Source organism: Cupriavidus cauae (assembly GCF_026210475.1).
Classification (GTDB): domain Bacteria; phylum Pseudomonadota; class Gammaproteobacteria; order Burkholderiales; family Burkholderiaceae; genus Cupriavidus; species Cupriavidus cauae.
On record NZ_CP080293.1, the window covers coordinates 707770 to 723797 of the forward strand.

The following is a 16028-nucleotide window of genomic DNA, read 5'->3' on the forward strand; positions in this document are numbered from 1 at the left end:
CCGGTTCCCCTTCCCCGGGGCCGCAAAACAAAAAAGGCGCATGGTGCGTCCATGCGCCCTGCCGCGCGGCGAAGCTGCCAGGCGTTCCTACTTCTGCAGCTTCCACTTGCCGTCGACGATCTGCACCATCACGCGCGAGCGCTGGTCCAGGCCCAGATGGTCGGTCGGGCTCATCGTCATGATGCCGTGCGAGACCGGCAGCTCCTTGGTCTGCTCCAGCGCATCGCGCAGCGCCTTGCGGAATTCCGGCGTGCCCGGCTGCGCCTTCTTCAGCGCGACCGGAATCGCGCGCTCGAGCAGCAGGCCGGCGTCCCAGGCATGGCCGCCGAAGGTCGACACCTGGCCGCCGAAGGCCTTCTCGTAGGCGGTCTTGTAGGTCATCGCCGGCTTCTTGACCGGATTGCTGTCGGGCAGCTGCTCGGCGACCAGCAGCGGACCGGCCGGCAGCAGCGCGCCTTCGCAGTCCTTGCCGCAGACGCGCAGGAAGTCGGGGTTGGCGACGCCGTGGGTCTGGTAGATCTTGCCCTTGTAGCCGCGCTCCTTCAGCGCCTTGGCGGGCAGCGCCGACGGCGTGCCGGAACCGGCGATCAGCACCGCGTCCGGATTGCTGGCCATGATCTTCAGCACCTGGCCGGTGACCGAGGTATCGGTGCGGGCGAAGCGCTCGTTGGCGACGACCTTGATCTTGCGGATGTCCGCCACCTTGGCGAACTCCTGCGACCAGCTCTCGCCGTAGGCATCCGCGAAGCCGATGAAGGCCACCGTCTTCACGTTGTTGTTGCTCATGTGCTCGGAGATCGCCGTCGCCATGTGCGAGTCGTTCTGCGGGGTCTTGAAGACCCAGGCGCGCTTGGCGTCCATCGGTTCGATGATGCGCGCCGACGCCGCCATCGTGATCATCGGCGTGCCGCTCTCGGCGACCACGTCGACCATCGCCAGCGAATTCGGCGTCACGGTCGAGCCGACCACGGCGTCGACCTTGTCCTCGCTGATCAGCTTGCGGGTGTTCTTGACGGCGGTGGTGCTGTCCGAGGCGTCGTCGAGCACGATGTATTCGACCTTCTTGCCGGCGATTTCCTTGGGCAGCAGCGTGAAGGTGTTCTTTTCCGGGATGCCCAGCGAAGCCGCCGGACCGGTCGCCGATACCGTGACCCCGATCTTGATCTGGGCCTGGGCAGCGCCGGCGCACAGACAGGCGGCGGCGAAGGCCAGCATGCTGGCGCGCTTGAAATTCATCGTGTCTCCTTCTTCTCTCAAACCGGTCGGCATCGAGCCGGCTTGGGGCCGGTCCGCGCCTGGCTTGTTGTTCCGACGGATCCGCGGTGCTGGTCGCCGCGCTTCGCCGTCGTGCCCGATCCCGTCCGCGCGTGCCCTCTTTTTTCGAAGGGTCGCGGCCGATCTTCCAGCGCAATCCGTACTGAAGACAGGCTTGCGAGGAGGCGGCCGGCGCCGGATTTGATTCGCCGACCGAGCGGTCGGGAATTCGCACCGAGTCTAACACAGCGCCCCTTGCCGCCAAGGCAGGATTAACCCGCATCGCCAGCATCGGCGCGCCTTTCGGCGGAGCGACCGGTGCGCGGGGACGTCAGCGAGGACCCGCGTGGGGACGTGCCCCAGGACCACGCGGCGACCTGCCTCGGGACGTCCGCGAGGAGCGCGCGGAGCCCTGCGCGAAACGTACCCGGCGGCTACGCGAAGGCCGTGCGCGCCCTCAGCCGACGAAGGCGTCCCAGGCGGTCTTCAGAATCAGCGCGCTGACCACCAGCAGGAACACCTTGCGCACGAAACGGCTGCCGTGCTTCAGCGCAAGCCGGCTGCCGAGCTGGCTGCCGATGACGTTGCCCACCGCCATCACCAGGCCGAGCTCCCACCAGACGTGCCCCTTGAAGCCGAGCAGCATCAGCGCCGCGACATTGGTGGCGAGGTTGACCAGCTTGGTCGAGGCCGCGGCGTGCAGGAAGTCGTAGCCGAACAGCCGCACGAACATGATCATCAGGAAGCTGCCCGTGCCGGGTCCGAAGATGCCGTCGTAGAAGCCGATCGCCGCGCCGCCCATCAGCGCGACCCAACGCTCGCGCGCGCCCGACAGCGTCGGCGCGTGCTCGGCACCGAGGTCCTTCCTGGCCAGCGTATAGATCAGCAGGATCGCCAGCACGAAGGGCAGCAGCTTGCGCAGCGGTTCGGCCGGCACCAGCGTCAGCGTGTAGGCGCCGGCCATCGAGCAGAGGAAGGCAGCCGCCACCGCCGGCCCGGTGGCACCCCAGTAGATCCGCACGCTGCGCGCGTAGCGCACCGCGGCGTTGAAGGTGCCGGCCATCGAGGCGACCTTGGTGGTGCCGATCAGCGTCGCCGGCGCGTGGCTCGGGTAGGCGCTGAAGATGGCGGGAATCTGCACCAGGCCGCCGCCGCCGGCGACGGCATCGATCAGGCCGGCCAGGAAGGCGGCGGCAAACAGGAAGGCGAACTCCATTGGAACATCCGGGAAGGCGTCAGCGGGTCAGGGGTAAAGAAACGAAAGCAGGAAGCGAAAGCGGGCGACGGCGTGGGGCGGACGCAGGCCGGGCAGGCGACGGCGTGGGACGGACTATCCGGGACGTCGCCAAACACAGGAACGGGCAAGGACTCCGCGGTCGGATCAGGACAGCTGCTTGACCGCCGGCGCCAGGTCGCGATGCCACAGGCCGCACGGCAACCGGCTCAGGCCGTGATCCGACTTCCCGGGCTCGCCAGACTCCCTGGCAGCGGGCAGGCCCGGGGCCCACAGCAGATGGCGCACGCCATGCGCGCGGCACCAGTCGGCGAGCCAGTCGCGGCAAGAAGCGAGGATTGCACCACTTTCGTGCGCGCCGGGCAAGCACCAGGCTTCGGTGGCCAGCGCCGCCAGACCGCCCAGATCGAGGCGCGGCACCAGCTGGACCGGCAGGCAGCCGACCAGCGCGGCGCCCTCCCACGCCAGCAGGCACAGGCCCAGCTCGGGCCGTTGCAGCAGCCGCTCGAGCATCGCGGCGCGGCCGCGCTGCAGCAGCACCGGCGCCGGCGCGCACGCCTGCAACCAGTCCGCCAGCATCGGCTGGTCGGCCGGAAAAGCCTGTCGAATCAGATAGTTGGGAGTTGGCGCAGAGGCGCCGGGGGCACCGGAGGAACCGGAAAGAATGGGATCGGACGGAGACGGCATGGCGGTCGCGGGCAAGGCGCGCATTGTCTCACGGAGGAACCGGACAAATAAGCCACAAATTAAAAAGGGCGTTGCCGAGGATCACCCGTCAACGCCCTTTCCTTATTTAACGCTGCTTCCTCACGGAATGCTCATCGTGGGTGCGCGCCTGTCGTCTCCTCGCTTCCGCCTCCATTTAACCTGCGAAAACCGTGGCTCCAATGTAACGAAGCGGTGCGTATCCAACAAGCTAGAAAAAACCCTAGCCCTAAAAACGGGCATGTACCGCGGCGGCCACTCCCCGCCGCGGCCTCCGGAGGTGCGCTAATGCCGGCTCCGGCTGAACAGCGCCTGCAGCTCGCCCATGATGCCACGGCGGAACAGCAGCACGCAGATCACGAAGATCACGCCGGTCACCATCGTCACCGACTCGCCCAGCGAGTTGAACCACTCGACGCCGGTGGCCGAGGCCAGGAAGCTGCCGATATCGCCCAGCTTGTTCTCCAGCGCGACGATCACGAAGGCGCCGACGATCGGACCGGACAACGTACCCAGGCCGCCGACCAGCGTCATCAGGATCACCGTGCCCGACATCGACCAGTGCACGTCGGTCAGCGTCTCGAAGCCCAGCACCAGCGCCTTGATCGCGCCGGCCAGCCCCGACAGCGCGGCCGACAGCACGAAGGCCATCAGCTTGAAGCGGTCGGTGTCGTAGCCCAGCGAGATCGCGCGCGGCTCGTTCTCCTTGATCGCCTTCAGGATCTGCCCGAACGGCGAATGCACCGTACGCACGATCAGCGCGAAGGCCAGCACGATGATCGCCAGCGCGACGTAGTACAGCGTCAGGTCGTCCGACAGCGACAGCACGCCGAACAGCTTGCCGCGCGGAATGCCCTGCAGCCCGTCCTCGCCGCCGGTGAACGGCGCCTGCAGGCAGAAGAAGAACAGCATCTGCGCCAGCGCCAGCGTGATCATCGAGAAGTAGATGCCTTGCCGCCGGATCGCCAGCGCGCCGACCACGTAGCCGATCGCCGCCCCTGCCAGCGTGCCGAGCACCAGCCCGACCTCCGGCGTCACGCCCCACACCTTCATCGCATGCCCGGCCACATAACCGGCGCCGCCGAAGAAGGCCGCGTGGCCGAACGACAGCAGGCCGGTGTAGCCGATCAGCAGGTTGAACGCGCAGGCAAACAGCGCGAAGCACAGCACCTTCAGCACGAACACCGGATAGGCGCCGGCCATCGGCGCGGCAATCAGCGCGAGCAGCAGCAGCCCATACAACAGCAGCGGCACGGTGCGCGGCACGCCGCGGCGCGCGGCGCCCGCCTCCACCGGCGCGGAAGCCTGCGTGCCCTGGGGTCCCTGTGTGCGCGATGCGCTTTGTCCGTCCATCACTTCTCCCTCCCGAACAGCCCGGCCGGCCGCAGCAGCAATACGATCACCATGATCAGGAACACCACGGTCGACGACGCTTCCGGATAGAACACCTTGGTCAGGCCCTCGATCACGCCGAGGCCAAGACCGGTGACGATCGAGCCCAGGATCGAACCCATGCCGCCGATCACCACCACCGCGAACACCACGATGATCAGGTTCTGCCCCATCAGCGGCGAGATCTGGATCACCGGCGCGGCCAGCACGCCGGCGAAGGCGGCCAGCGCGACGCCGAAGCCGTAGGTCAGCGTGACCATCAGCGGCACGTTGACGCCGAAGGCCTCGACCAGCTTCGGGTTCTCGGTGCCGGCGCGCAGATAGGCGCCGAGCTTGGTCTTCTCGATCATGTACCAGGTCGCCAGGCACACCGCCAGCGAGGCCACCACCACCCAGGCGCGGTAGTTCGGCAGGATCATGAAGCCGAGGTCGGTCGCGCCCGCCAGCAGTTCCGGCGTCGAATACGGCAGGCCCGACACGCCGTAGATCGAGCGGAACACGCCCTCGATCACCAGCGTGATGCCCAGCGTCAGCAGCAGGCCGTAGATATGGTCGAGCTTGTAGATCCAGCGCAGCATGGTCTTCTCGATGACCACGCCGATCACGCCGACCACCACCGGGGCGAGCAGCAGCATCACCCAGTAGTTGAGCCCGGCGTACTCCATGCCCATCCAGGCCAGCACCGCGCCGAGCATGAAGAGCGCGCCGTGCGCGAAATTGATGACGTTGAGCAGGCCGAAGATCACCGCCAGGCCAAGGCTCAACATCGCATAGAAAGCCCCGTTGACCAGCCCGAGCAACAGCTGGGACAACATGGCGGGCAAGGGAATACCGAAGATGTCCATCGCAGGCGTCAGCTATGCGGCGCCGCGGGCCCGTTCCGCGCCGGCCCGCCCTCCGTCGAGGAAGGCATGGGCCGGCGGCAGCGAACGCGCACGCGGCGCCGGTCGTTCATCGGGCCGCGGCGATGCGCGAGGCGCGCACCGCCGGGCCGGCGTCGTTTACTTCTTCAGCAGCGCGCACTTCGACTCGGCGGGCGTCGTGAAGGCCTGGTCGCCCGGGATCGTCGCCACGACCTTCAGGTAGTCCCAGGGCTTCTTCGACTCGGCCGGGCTCTTGACCTGCATCAGGTACATGTCATGAATGGCGCGGCCGTCGGCGCGGATATAGCCCTTGGTGTAGAAGTCGTCGATCTTCGCCTTCTTCAGCTCGGCCATCACCTTGTCCGGATCGTCGGTCTTGGCCGCCTCGACCGCCTTCAGGTAGGTACGCACCGCGGAGTAGTCGGCGGCCTGCAGGCTGCTCGGCATCTTCTTGTTCTTGGCGAAGAAGCGGTTGGCGAACTTGCGGGTCTCGTCGTTCATGTCCCAGTACCAGCTGTCGGTCATCAGCAGGCCTTCGGTGTTCTTCAGTCCGAGGCTGTGCACGTCGTTGATGAACATCAGCAGGCCGGCGATCTTCATGTTCTTGGTGATGCCGAATTCCTTGGCCGCCTTGATCGAATTGATCGTGTCGCCGCCGGCGTTGGCCAGGCCCAGGATCTGCGCCTTCGAGGCCTGCGCCTGCAGCAGGAACGACGAAAAGTCCGACGCCGACAGCGGATGGCGCACCGAGCCGACCACCGTGCCGCCATTGGCCTTGACCACCGCCGAGGTGTCGTTCTCCAGCGAATGGCCGAAGGCGTAGTCCGCGGTCAGGAAGAACCACGACTTGCCGCCCTGCTTGACCACCGCGCTGCCGGTGCCCTTGGCCAGCGCCACCGTGTCGTAGGCGTAGTGCACCGTGTACGGCGAGCACTCTTCGTTGGTCAGGCGGGCCGTGCCCGCGCCGATGTTGATGTAGACCTTCTTCTTTTCCTGCGCGACCTTGTTCATCGCCAGCGCGGTACCGGAGTTGGTGCCGCCCAGCAGCATGTCCAGGCCCTGCTGGTCCATCCATTCGCGCGCCTTCGAGGCGGCGATGTCGGCCTTGTTCTGGTGGTCGGCCGACAGCAGCTCGATCGGCTTGCCGAGCACCTTGCCGCCGGCGTCCTCGATCGCCATCTTGACCGCCTCGACGCCCGACTTGCCGTCGATGTCCGCGTACAAGCTGGACATGTCGGTGATGAAGCCGATCTTGACCGAGTCACCCGATACCTGCGCGGAGGCCGCTCCGGCCGCCATGCCCGTCACCAAGGCCGCCATCGCGGCTGCGAGCCGTTTGATCTTCATTGCTTGTCTCCTGTGTTTCGGCGGCCTCGCGCCGCCCGTTCCTGCCACCGTACGTTCGACCGTACCTTCGACCATGCCTGCGACCCCGAAGGATCAGACCCCAAGCAGTTCGTGCAACACCGGCATCTTCTGTTCGAGCTCGCCGGCGCCGAAGCGCTCGACGATGGTGCCGTGCTCCATCACATAGAAGCGGTCCGCCAGCGGCGCGGCGAAGCGGAAGTTCTGCTCCACCATCACCACCGTGTACCCCTTCTGCTTCAGCATCCGGATCATGCGGGCCAGCGCCTGCACGATCACCGGTGCCAATCCTTCCGAAATCTCGTCGAGCAGCAGCAGGTTCGCGCCGGTGCGCAGGATGCGCCCGACCGCCAGCATCTGTTGCTCGCCGCCCGACAGCCGCGTGCCCTGGCTTTGCCGGCGTTCGGCCAGGTTCGGGAACATCTCGTAGATGTCGGCCTCGCTCATGCCCTGCTGCGCGCCGGCGCCCTTGAGCTGCGGCGGCAGCAGCAGGTTCTCCTCGCAGGACAGGCTGGCGAAGATGCCGCGTTCCTCGGGGCAGTAGCCGATGCCGTAGTGCGCGATCTTGTGCGTCGGCAGATGGATCGTCTCGTGCCCGTTGATCCTGATCGAGCCCTTGCGCGTGCCGGTCAGGCCCATGATCGCGCGCAGCGTGGTGGTGCGGCCGGCGCCGTTGCGGCCCAGCAGCGTGACCACTTCGCCGCGGTTCACGGTCAGGTCGACCCCGTGCAGGATGTGCGATTCGCCGTACCAGGCCTGCAGGCCGCGGATCTCGAGGGCGGGCGTGTTGTCAGTCGTCATGTCGTCGCTCCGCATTGCTCTCAGTGCGCGCCCTGCAGCTCGGCGTCGGCCGTGCCCATATAGGCTTCCATCACGCGCGGGTCCTTCGACACCTGCTCGTACGGCCCTTCGGCGAGGATCGCGCCCCGCTGCAGCACGGTGATCGTGTCCGCGATCGACGACACCACGTTCATGTTGTGTTCGACCATCAGGATGGTGCGGCCGGCCGAGACCTTCTTGATCAGCTGCGTGACGCGGTCGACGTCCTCGTGACCCATGCCCTGGGTCGGCTCGTCGAGCAGCATCAGCTCGGGCTCCATCGCCAGCGTGGTGGCGATCTCCAGCGCGCGCTTGCGGCCGTACGGCAGGTTGACGGTCACGGTGTCGGCGAACTCGGTCAGCCCCACCTGCTCGAGCAGCGCCATCGCCTCGTCGTCGAGCACCGACAGCGTGCGTTCGCTGCGCCAGAAGTGGAAGGCGGTGCCGAGCTTGCGCTGCAGCCCGATGCGCACGTTCTCGCGCACGGTCAGGTGCGGAAACACCGCCGAGATCTGGAACGAGCGAATCACGCCGCGGCGCGCGATCTGCGCGGGCTTCTCGCCGGTGATGTCGATGCCGTTGAACAGAATGGTGCCGGTGGTCGGCACCAGGAACTTCGTCAGCAGATTGAAGCAGGTGGTCTTGCCCGCTCCGTTGGGGCCGATCAGCGCATGGATGGACCCGCGCCTGACCCGCAGATTGACGTCGCTGACCGCGGTAAACCCCTTGAACTCCTTGGTGAGGTTGCGCGTCTCCAGGATGGTTTCCTGCTGGTTCATGTCTCCTGCCCGTCCTCGTTCGGCGCGACGCCGGCTTCTGGCCCGTCGTGCCCGGATTCGACCCGCGACCCCGGCCGGCGCTGCGCGAATATCAGCGCGGGTGGGGGTCGCCTTGTCTGCAATGTCTTATTGGTGTGTGTGGCAGCGCGCTGGGTGGCAGCGGCGGCACGGTCGGATGCAAGCGCCGATGCATGCGCAGATGTGAGCGCGGCATCACGACTGTCCGGCGTCTATTGTGGGCACCTGTTGCGTCGCAAAACATCCGGGTTTGCACTGAGCCTGAAACATGAACCAGCTGTCATGTTTGTCAGGCAGCGCGGCCGCCGTGTGCGGGCTGGCTGCGGGAAAGCCGCAAGCAGGACATGGGCAAGCTTCGGAGAAGCTGCCACACCGCTGCGGGGGCGCAGGGGGCGGTGCGGTGCGGCGCCGCGCGCGGGCGGCGCCGACGGTGGCGCCGAGACCGTGGCGCAGCGTCTGCCGCCTCAGCCGCGCGCCCCGCTGCGCCGGTCCTCGCGGATCATGTCGCTGGCGCGCTCGGCGATCATGATGGTCGGCGAGTTGGTATTGCCCGAGGTGATCAGCGGCATCACCGAGGCATCGACCACGCGCAGGCCCTGCACGCCGATCACGCGCAGCCGTTGGTCGACCACCGCCTGCGGATCGTCGGGCCTGCCCATGCGGCAGGTGCCGACCGGATGGAAGATCGTCGTGCCGATATCGCCGGCCGCGCGCGCCAGCGATTCGTCGTCCTCGACATGCGGACCCGGCAGCCATTCCTGCGGCCGGTACGGCGCCAGTGCCGGCGCGGCGACGATGCGGCGGGTCAGCCGAAGCGAGTCGGCCGCGACCTTGCGGTCCTCGTCGGTCGACAGGTAGTTGGGCGCGATCACCGGCGCCTGGCGGAAGTCCGGGCTGTCGATGTGGACGCTGCCGCGCGAGGTCGGCCGCAGATTGCAGACACTCGCGGTGAAGGCGTTGAAGGTGTGCAGCGGCTCGCCGAACTTGTCGAGCGACAGCGGTTGCACGTGGTACTCGACGTTGGGCCGCGCCTGCTCCGGATCCGAGCGCGCGAACGCGCCGAGCTGCGACGGCGCCATGCTCATCGGCCCGCTCTGGTTCCACGCATACTGCAGCCCGATGCCCAGCTTGCCCCACCAGTTGCCGACCCGCGTGTTCAGCGTGCGCACGCCCTCGACCTTGACGATCATGCGCAGCTGCAGATGGTCCTGCAGGTTCTCGCCGACGCCCGGCAGCGCCTGCCGCACCGGGATGCCGAGCGCCTGCAGCCGTTCGGGCTGGCCGATGCCGGACAGTTCCAGCAGCTGCGGCGTGTTGACCGCGCCCGCGGCGAGGATCACCTCGCGCCGCGCGGCCACCGTATGCGGCTGGCCGCCGCCGACGTAATGCAGGCCGCTGCAGCGGCGTCCGTCGAAGGTCAGCTCGCTGACCTGCGCGCCGGTGACGATGGTCAGGTTCGGCCGTTCGGAGGCGCGCCGCAGGAACGCCTTCGAGGTATTCCAGCGAATGCCGCGGCGCTGGTTGACCTCGAAGTAGCCGACGCCGAAGTTGTCGCCGCGGTTGAAGTCGTCGGTGCGCGGGATACCGGTCTGCTCGGCCGCGTCGATGAAGCGCTCGAGGATGTCCCAGCGCAGGCGCTGCGGCTCGACGCGCCATTCGCCGCCGGCGCCGTGAAACTCGTTGGCGCCGCGGTGATGGTCCTCGCTGCGCTTGAACAGCGGCAGCACGTTGTCCCAGCGCCAGCCGTCATCGCCGGTGATGCGCGCCCACTCGTCGTAGTCCTCGCGCTGCCCGCGCATGTAGATCATGCCGTTGATCGACGAGCAGCCGCCCAGCACGCGGCCGCGCGGATAGATCAGCGAGCGGCCGTTCAGCCCGGGCTCGGCGACCGTGCGGTACATCCAGTCGGTGCGCGGATTGCCGATGCAGTACAGGTAGCCCACCGGAATATGGATCCAGTGGTAGTCGTCCTTGCCGCCCGCCTCGAGCAGCAGCACGCTGACGTCGGCGTCCTGCGTCAGCCGGTTGGCCAGCACGCAGCCCGCGGTGCCGCCGCCGACGATGATGTAGTCGTAGGTCTCCATGCTCTTCTTCTGGGTTGGGTAGTCGATCGGGGTACGGCCGTCCGCCGCGGGAGGACGGCCGGCAAGCGTGAGGCGTCAGGGATTATGCGTCGTGCGTCCTGCGTTGGTCTTCGTGGGCTGCGTCGATATCGGCCGTCGCGTCGGCATACACGTCGGCATACACGTCGGCATACACGTCGGCCTACGCGTGGCGCGCGTCAGCGACCCGCATCCGTCACCGGCTGCAGATGACGGCGCAGCCAGTCGCTCAGCGCGTCCAGCACCTCCGCCCGCAACGCCGCCTGCTCGTTGAAGATCTCGTGGTAGGCGTGCTCGAACCAGATGCATTCGTGCAGGTCGGCCGGCGCATTGTCGCAGAAGCGCCGGCTGCCCGCCGGATCGACCACGCGATCGGCGCCCGCCACCAGCAGCAGCGTGGGTGCCTCGAGCAGCGGCGCGTCGGCCTGCGCGCGTTCGATGCCGAGCAGCATGCTCTGCAGGATGCCGGCCGTCAGCGTGCGCTGTACCAGCGGATCGCTGCGGTAGCTGGCGACTTCGGCGGGATCGTGGCTCAGGTCGGTCGGACGGATCGGGCTCGGTACGCGCAGGTTCGGCGCCAGCGTCAGCAGCATCCGCTGCAGCGTCAGCATCGCGCCGCTGATGCGCAGCGCCAGCGCGGGCGAGGACAGCACCAGCGCGCGCACCGGCCGCACGCGCGAGGTCGCCAGCCGCGCCGCGACCAGCCCGCCCATGCTGTGGCCGAGCACGATCGGCAGTTCGGGCCAGCGCTGCACCACGCCGTCGTAGATCTCCACCAGGTCGTCGAGGAAGACATCGGGCCGCTCGGCCACCATGCGCGCGCCGCCGCTGGCGCCGTGGCCGCGCTGGTCGTAGGCCACCACGCGCAGGCCCAGCGCGCACAGGCGCGCCGCCACATGCGCATAGCGGCCGCAGTGCTCGGCCAGCCCGTGTACCAGCAGCAGCGTGCCCGACGGTTCGGGCCACAGTTGCGGGTCGGGCAGCCAGGTGCGCAGCAGCAGCTCGGTGCCGTCGCGCATGCGCTGGCGGCTGTCGGCCGGCGCGATGGCGGCGGGCCTGGATGCTTCCATGCGATCGCTCTCCTCGTCGGCGCGCGGCGCGGCCGCACGCCGGTCAGCGTTCAAGAGTGGCAGGCGTGGCGTGCATTGCCGTCGGACGCATTGCCATCGTCCGCATTGCCGTCGCGCGAACTGCCGTGACGCCTATCCCCCGCTGACGGCGCGCTCCCGGGCTCGGCGAAGTCGGCGAGGATCGGGCAATCCGGCCGCTCGTCGCCGCTGCACGCCTCGGCCAGCGCGCGCAGCGTGTCGCGCATGGCCGCCAGTTCCGCGATGCGCGTTTCCAGCTCGGCGACATGGCGCAGCGTCAGTGCCTTGACGTCGGCGCTGGCGCGCCCGCGGTCCTGCCACAGCAGCAGCAGGTTGCGGATCTCGTCCAGCGAGAACCCGAGATTACGGGCGCGCCGTACGAAGCGCAAGGTATGCAGCGCGCGCTCGTCGTAGCGCCGATAGCCCCCTTCGCTGCGCGGCGGCTCGGGCAGCAGCCCGATCGATTCGTAGTGCCGGATCATCTTGGCGGACACGCCCGAGGCGGCCGCCGCTTCGCCGATATTCATCGCCTTGCTTCCTCCAGATTTCAGTGCGGCACGGCCCCGTCGCGCGGTGCCGGCCGCCAGCGCCGCAGCAGCAGCGCGTTGCCGACCACGCTGACGCTCGAGAACGCCATCGCCGCGCCGGCCACCACCGGGCTGAGCAGACCGGCCGCCGCCAGCGGGATGCCGATCACGTTGTAGACGAAGGCCCAGAACAGGTTCTGCCGGATCTTGCGCACGGTCCGGTGCGACATCGCCAGCGCGTCGGCAACCAGGCCCGGGTCGCCGCGCATCAGCGTGATGCCGGCCGCGTGCATCGCCACGTCGGTGCCGGTGGACATCGCGATGCCGACGTCGGCCGCGGCCAGCGCCGGCGCATCGTTGACGCCGTCGCCGACCATCGCGACCACCGCACCGCCGCGCTTGAGCGAGGCCACGCGCGCCGCCTTGTCCTCGGGCAGCACCTCGGCCTGCACGTCGTCGATGCCGAGCGCGTCGGCGACCTGTGCCGCGGCGCCGTGACTGTCGCCGGACAGCATCACGGTGCGCACGCCGGCCGCATGCAGGCGCGCCACCGCTTCGCGCGCGCCCGGCTTGATCGCATCGCCGAACGCGACCAGTCCTTCGACGCGGCGCGTATCGACCGCGATCAGCCACGACACCGTGCGGCCGGCCCGGCGCAGCGCCTCGGCCTCGCGCTGCAGTGCGGAGCTCTCGTCCAGCGACGCGCCCAGCTCCTTGCGCAGGCGCTCGCTGCCGAGCGCCCAGGCGACGCCATCGATGCGCCCGCTGATGCCGCGGCCCGGCAGCGCGCGCAGTTCGCTCGCGACCGGCACCGCCAGCGCACGCTGCTCGGCGGCGTGCAGCACCGCTCGGGCCAGCGGATGCTCGCTGCCGGCCTGCAGCGCGGCCAGCCGCGCCAGCAGCAGCGAAGAGGCGTCGTCACGCCGCTCGCCGCCGCCCGTCATTCCCTCCGCGGACAGCAGCGCCACCACCTCGGGCTGGCCGACCGTCAGCGTGCCGGTCTTGTCGAACGCGACCACGTTGACGCGATGCGCGGTCTCCAGCGCCTCGGCGTCCTTGACCAGGATGCCGGCCCGCGCGCCCGCGCCGGTGCCGGCGATGATCGCGGTCGGCGTGGCCAGCCCCAACGCGCACGGGCACGCGATCACCAGCACCGCCACCGCGTTGAGCAGCGCCGACTGCCAGTCGCCCAGCGCCAGGCCCCAGCCCAGCAGCGTGACCAGCGCGATCGCCAGCACCACCGGCACGAACACCGCGCTGACGCGGTCGACCAGCCGCTGGATCGGCGCCTTGGCCGCCTGCGCGTGTTCGACCATGCGGATGATGCGTGCCAGCACCGTTTCCGCGCCGACCGCGGCGGTGCGCAGCACCAGCCGGCCCTCGCCGTTGATGGCGCCGCCCGTCACGCGGTCGTCGACATGCTTGGGCACCGGCAGGCTCTCGCCCGTCAGCATCGATTCGTCGGCATGGCTGTCGCCGTCGATCACCACGCCGTCGACCGGAATGCGCTCGCCCGGCAGCACCACCACCTCGTCGCCGACGCGTACCTGCGCCAGCGGCACCGTGGTGTCGACGCCGTCGCGGCGCACCCGCGCGGTATCGGGCCGCAGCGCGGCCAGCGCGCGGATCGCGTCGGCGGTCTGCCGCTTGGCCCGGACCTCGAGCCATTTGCCGAGCCGCACCAGCGTGATCACCACCGCCGCGCTCTCGAAATACAGGTGCGGATGGCTCTCGCCATGGGCGGCGGCGCCGCGCCAGATCAGCCACAGCGACAGGCCGTAGGCGGCCGAGGTGCCGAGCGCCACCAGCAGATCCATATTGCCGGTGCCGGCGCGCAGCGCCTTCCAGCCGGCGCGATAGAAGCGCCAGCCGAACACGAACTGCACCGGCGTGGCCAGCAGCCATTGCCACAGCGCCGGCACGTTCCACGCGATGCCGAACCAGCCGAGCACCATCGGCGCGACCAGCGGCAGCGACAGCGCGGCCGGGATCGCGACCGACCAGGGTCCGGACCAGAAGTCGGCGGTGCGCGCGGGCGGCGCCCCTGCGGCCGCGGCGGCATCGGCTACCCCATCGCTCACCGGTTCGGCGGCATAGCCGGCACGCGACACGGCCTCGGTCAGCGCCGGCAGCATGTCGGCCGCGCTGCCGCCGACCAGCGTCACCAGGGCGCGCTCGGTGGCCAGGTTGACCTGGGCATCGACCACGCCCGGCACCGCGCGCAAGGCGCGCTCGATGCGGCCGACACAGGAGGCGCAGGTCATCTCGCGCACGGACAGCTCCAGCTCGGTGCGGGGCACCGCGTAGCCGGCGGCGGCGATGGCGTCGGCCGCGGCGGGCAGCACCGCGGCGCTGTCGGCCTGCACGGTCGCTTCCTCGGTGGCGAGGTTGACGGCGACCGAACGCACGCCCGGCACCTTGGCCAGCGCGTTCTCGACCCGGCGCACGCAGGAGGCGCAGGTCATCCCTTCGATCGGCAGGCGCCATTCGGGCGCGGCCGGGGTGGCATTCGTGCCGGCCGGGGCCGGAGACAGCGGTATGGAAGAAGTGGACATGGCGGTTGGCATCCTCGTTGACATAGCCTGTCACTGGATGCTGGACCTTACCATGCTAGGAAGGTCAAGGCCGAAGTGCCAGTTCTCCATGCGGCGCGTCGGGGCTTGCGCTTGACATGATGGGAAGGTTCACAATGGCGCCATTCACCGCATTCACCACCCATACCGAGGAGTTCGACGATGATGCAGTTTCAAGTGGAAGGCATGTCCTGCAATCACTGCGTGGGCGCGATCACGCGCGCGGTGAAGCAGGTCGATCCCGACGCCCGCGTGTCGGCCGATATCGCGGCGCAGGCGGTCAGCGTGGAATCGGACGCCGATGCGCAGGAAGTGCGCGAGGCCATCGAATCGGCGGGCTATCCGGTCAAGGGCTGATCGGAAGGAACCGCGTCCGCGCTCCAGGGAGACGCGGACGCGGCCGGTCGGCGACGCTCAGAAGCGGTAGCCGACGTTCAGGAAGGTCACGATCGGATCGATCTTGATCTTGGTGTGCGACACCACGGTGGCGCCGCCCAGCGCGGAGTTGCGCGTGACGAAGGTCGCGCGGGTATCCAGCGGCAGGTAGGACACCGACAGGCCGACGTGCCAGCGCTCGTTGATCTTGTAGTTGGCGCCGATGTTGAAGACCGGATTCCACGACGACTTGGCGCTGGCGGTCATGGTGGCGTTCGGGCCGAACTCCTGGCGCACGAACTGCTGGTTGGTAATCGTCTCGTCGCTGAACCAGGTGTAGTTCACGCCCAGGCCGACATAGGGACGCAGGCGCGCGGCGGGCTCCAGGAAGTGGTACTTGACCAGCACCGCCGGGCTCCACTGGCGCACCGTGCCCAGCTTGCCGTACTTGCCGTAGCCCTTGTCTCCCTCGACGTCGTGCTTGGGCGGCAGGCCCAGCACGAATTCGGCCGAGATGTTGTCCGTGATGAAGTGGTCGATCGACAGGCCCAGCGTATTGGCGGCCTTGATATCGGCGCCGGTATTGGGGCGCTGGGTGCCGACCGGGCGGCCGCCGACGCTGTCGATGGTCAGCGGATCGGCCGAACTGTTCGGCATCACGCGGAACCAGCCCGTGCTGACGACGGTGCTGCCGGCCGACTGTGCCTGGGCAACCCCGCCCACTACCATGGCCGCGACAGCCACCAGGATTTTTTTCTTGTGCGACATCCTCTCTCCTTCGTGGTTTTCAACTGCAAGGGCAGCATTATCCCGCTGCGGATGCCGCCATCGTTTCAATCTAGATACATTTTGTAGAGGGGCGCCACTAAATTGAGGGTTTACCGCAATCAGCGGTACCCGAAGGGCCACCGCGGCGGGGAGAGAGGCGGCAGAA

Annotated in this window: 14 protein-coding genes; 1 reads left to right on the forward strand and 13 read right to left on the reverse strand. The window is 68.6% G+C overall.

Translation table 11 applies throughout. The features are described from left to right. Positions 1-87: 87 nt before the first annotated feature. From KZ686_RS03255 to KZ686_RS03310, 12 genes are all read right to left on the reverse strand, one after another. A complete protein-coding gene (locus tag KZ686_RS03255) occupies positions 88-1236 on the reverse strand; it encodes an ABC transporter substrate-binding protein (RefSeq protein ID WP_149317468.1) in 1149 nt (382 codons plus the stop codon). Between the two features lie 475 nt (positions 1237-1711). After that, positions 1712-2470, reverse strand: coding sequence for a TSUP family transporter (locus KZ686_RS03260; protein ID WP_149317467.1), 759 nt, complete (start codon positions 2468-2470; stop codon positions 1712-1714). A gap of 165 nt (positions 2471-2635) precedes the next feature. Beyond that, the gene (locus KZ686_RS03265; protein WP_265632997.1) at positions 2636-3175 is read right to left on the reverse strand and encodes a hypothetical protein; all 540 of its coding nucleotides are present in this window, start codon (positions 3173-3175) and stop codon (positions 2636-2638) included. A gap of 303 nt (positions 3176-3478) precedes the next feature. Then, entirely contained in the window at positions 3479-4396 is a 918-nt protein-coding gene (locus KZ686_RS03270; RefSeq protein ID WP_223819598.1) for a branched-chain amino acid ABC transporter permease, read from the reverse strand. Positions 4397-4545: 149 nt separating this feature from the next. Further along, entirely contained in the window at positions 4546-5430 is an 885-nt protein-coding gene (locus tag KZ686_RS03275) for a branched-chain amino acid ABC transporter permease (RefSeq protein WP_149317466.1), read from the reverse strand. Positions 5431-5586: 156 nt separating this feature from the next. Beyond that, entirely contained in the window at positions 5587-6795 is a 1209-nt protein-coding gene (locus tag KZ686_RS03280) for an ABC transporter substrate-binding protein (protein ID WP_149317465.1), read from the reverse strand. Between the two features lie 93 nt (positions 6796-6888). After that, the gene (locus KZ686_RS03285; protein ID WP_149317464.1) at positions 6889-7614 is read right to left on the reverse strand and encodes an ABC transporter ATP-binding protein; all 726 of its coding nucleotides are present in this window, start codon (positions 7612-7614) and stop codon (positions 6889-6891) included. A 20-nt stretch (positions 7615-7634) separates the two neighbouring features. Then, a complete protein-coding gene (locus tag KZ686_RS03290; protein ID WP_149317463.1) occupies positions 7635-8411 on the reverse strand; it encodes an ABC transporter ATP-binding protein in 777 nt (258 codons plus the stop codon). 482 nt (positions 8412-8893) lie between these two features. Next, a complete protein-coding gene (locus tag KZ686_RS03295) occupies positions 8894-10513 on the reverse strand; it encodes a GMC family oxidoreductase (protein WP_265632998.1) in 1620 nt (539 codons plus the stop codon). A gap of 197 nt (positions 10514-10710) precedes the next feature. Next, positions 10711-11601, reverse strand: a complete 891-nt coding sequence (locus tag KZ686_RS03300; RefSeq protein ID WP_149317461.1) for an alpha/beta hydrolase — start codon at positions 11599-11601, stop codon at positions 10711-10713. A 50-nt stretch (positions 11602-11651) separates the two neighbouring features. After that, positions 11652-12146: a Cu(I)-responsive transcriptional regulator gene (gene cueR / locus KZ686_RS03305; RefSeq protein ID WP_149317460.1), complete on the reverse strand. Its 495-nt coding sequence runs from the start codon at positions 12144-12146 to the stop codon at positions 11652-11654. Positions 12147-12166: 20 nt separating this feature from the next. Next, a complete protein-coding gene (locus KZ686_RS03310; protein ID WP_265632999.1) occupies positions 12167-14701 on the reverse strand; it encodes a heavy metal translocating P-type ATPase in 2535 nt (844 codons plus the stop codon). Between the two features lie 180 nt (positions 14702-14881). On the opposite strand from KZ686_RS03310, the gene KZ686_RS03315 reads away from it, so the two are divergent. Continuing rightward, complete coding sequence (locus tag KZ686_RS03315) at positions 14882-15076, forward strand: heavy-metal-associated domain-containing protein (RefSeq protein ID WP_265633000.1); 195 nt, start codon at positions 14882-14884, stop codon at positions 15074-15076. Between the two features lie 57 nt (positions 15077-15133). On the opposite strand, the gene KZ686_RS03320 is transcribed toward KZ686_RS03315, so the two are convergent. Continuing rightward, positions 15134-15862, reverse strand: coding sequence for an OmpW/AlkL family protein (locus KZ686_RS03320; protein WP_149317457.1), 729 nt, complete (start codon positions 15860-15862; stop codon positions 15134-15136). Between the last annotated feature and the right edge of the window lie 166 nt (positions 15863-16028).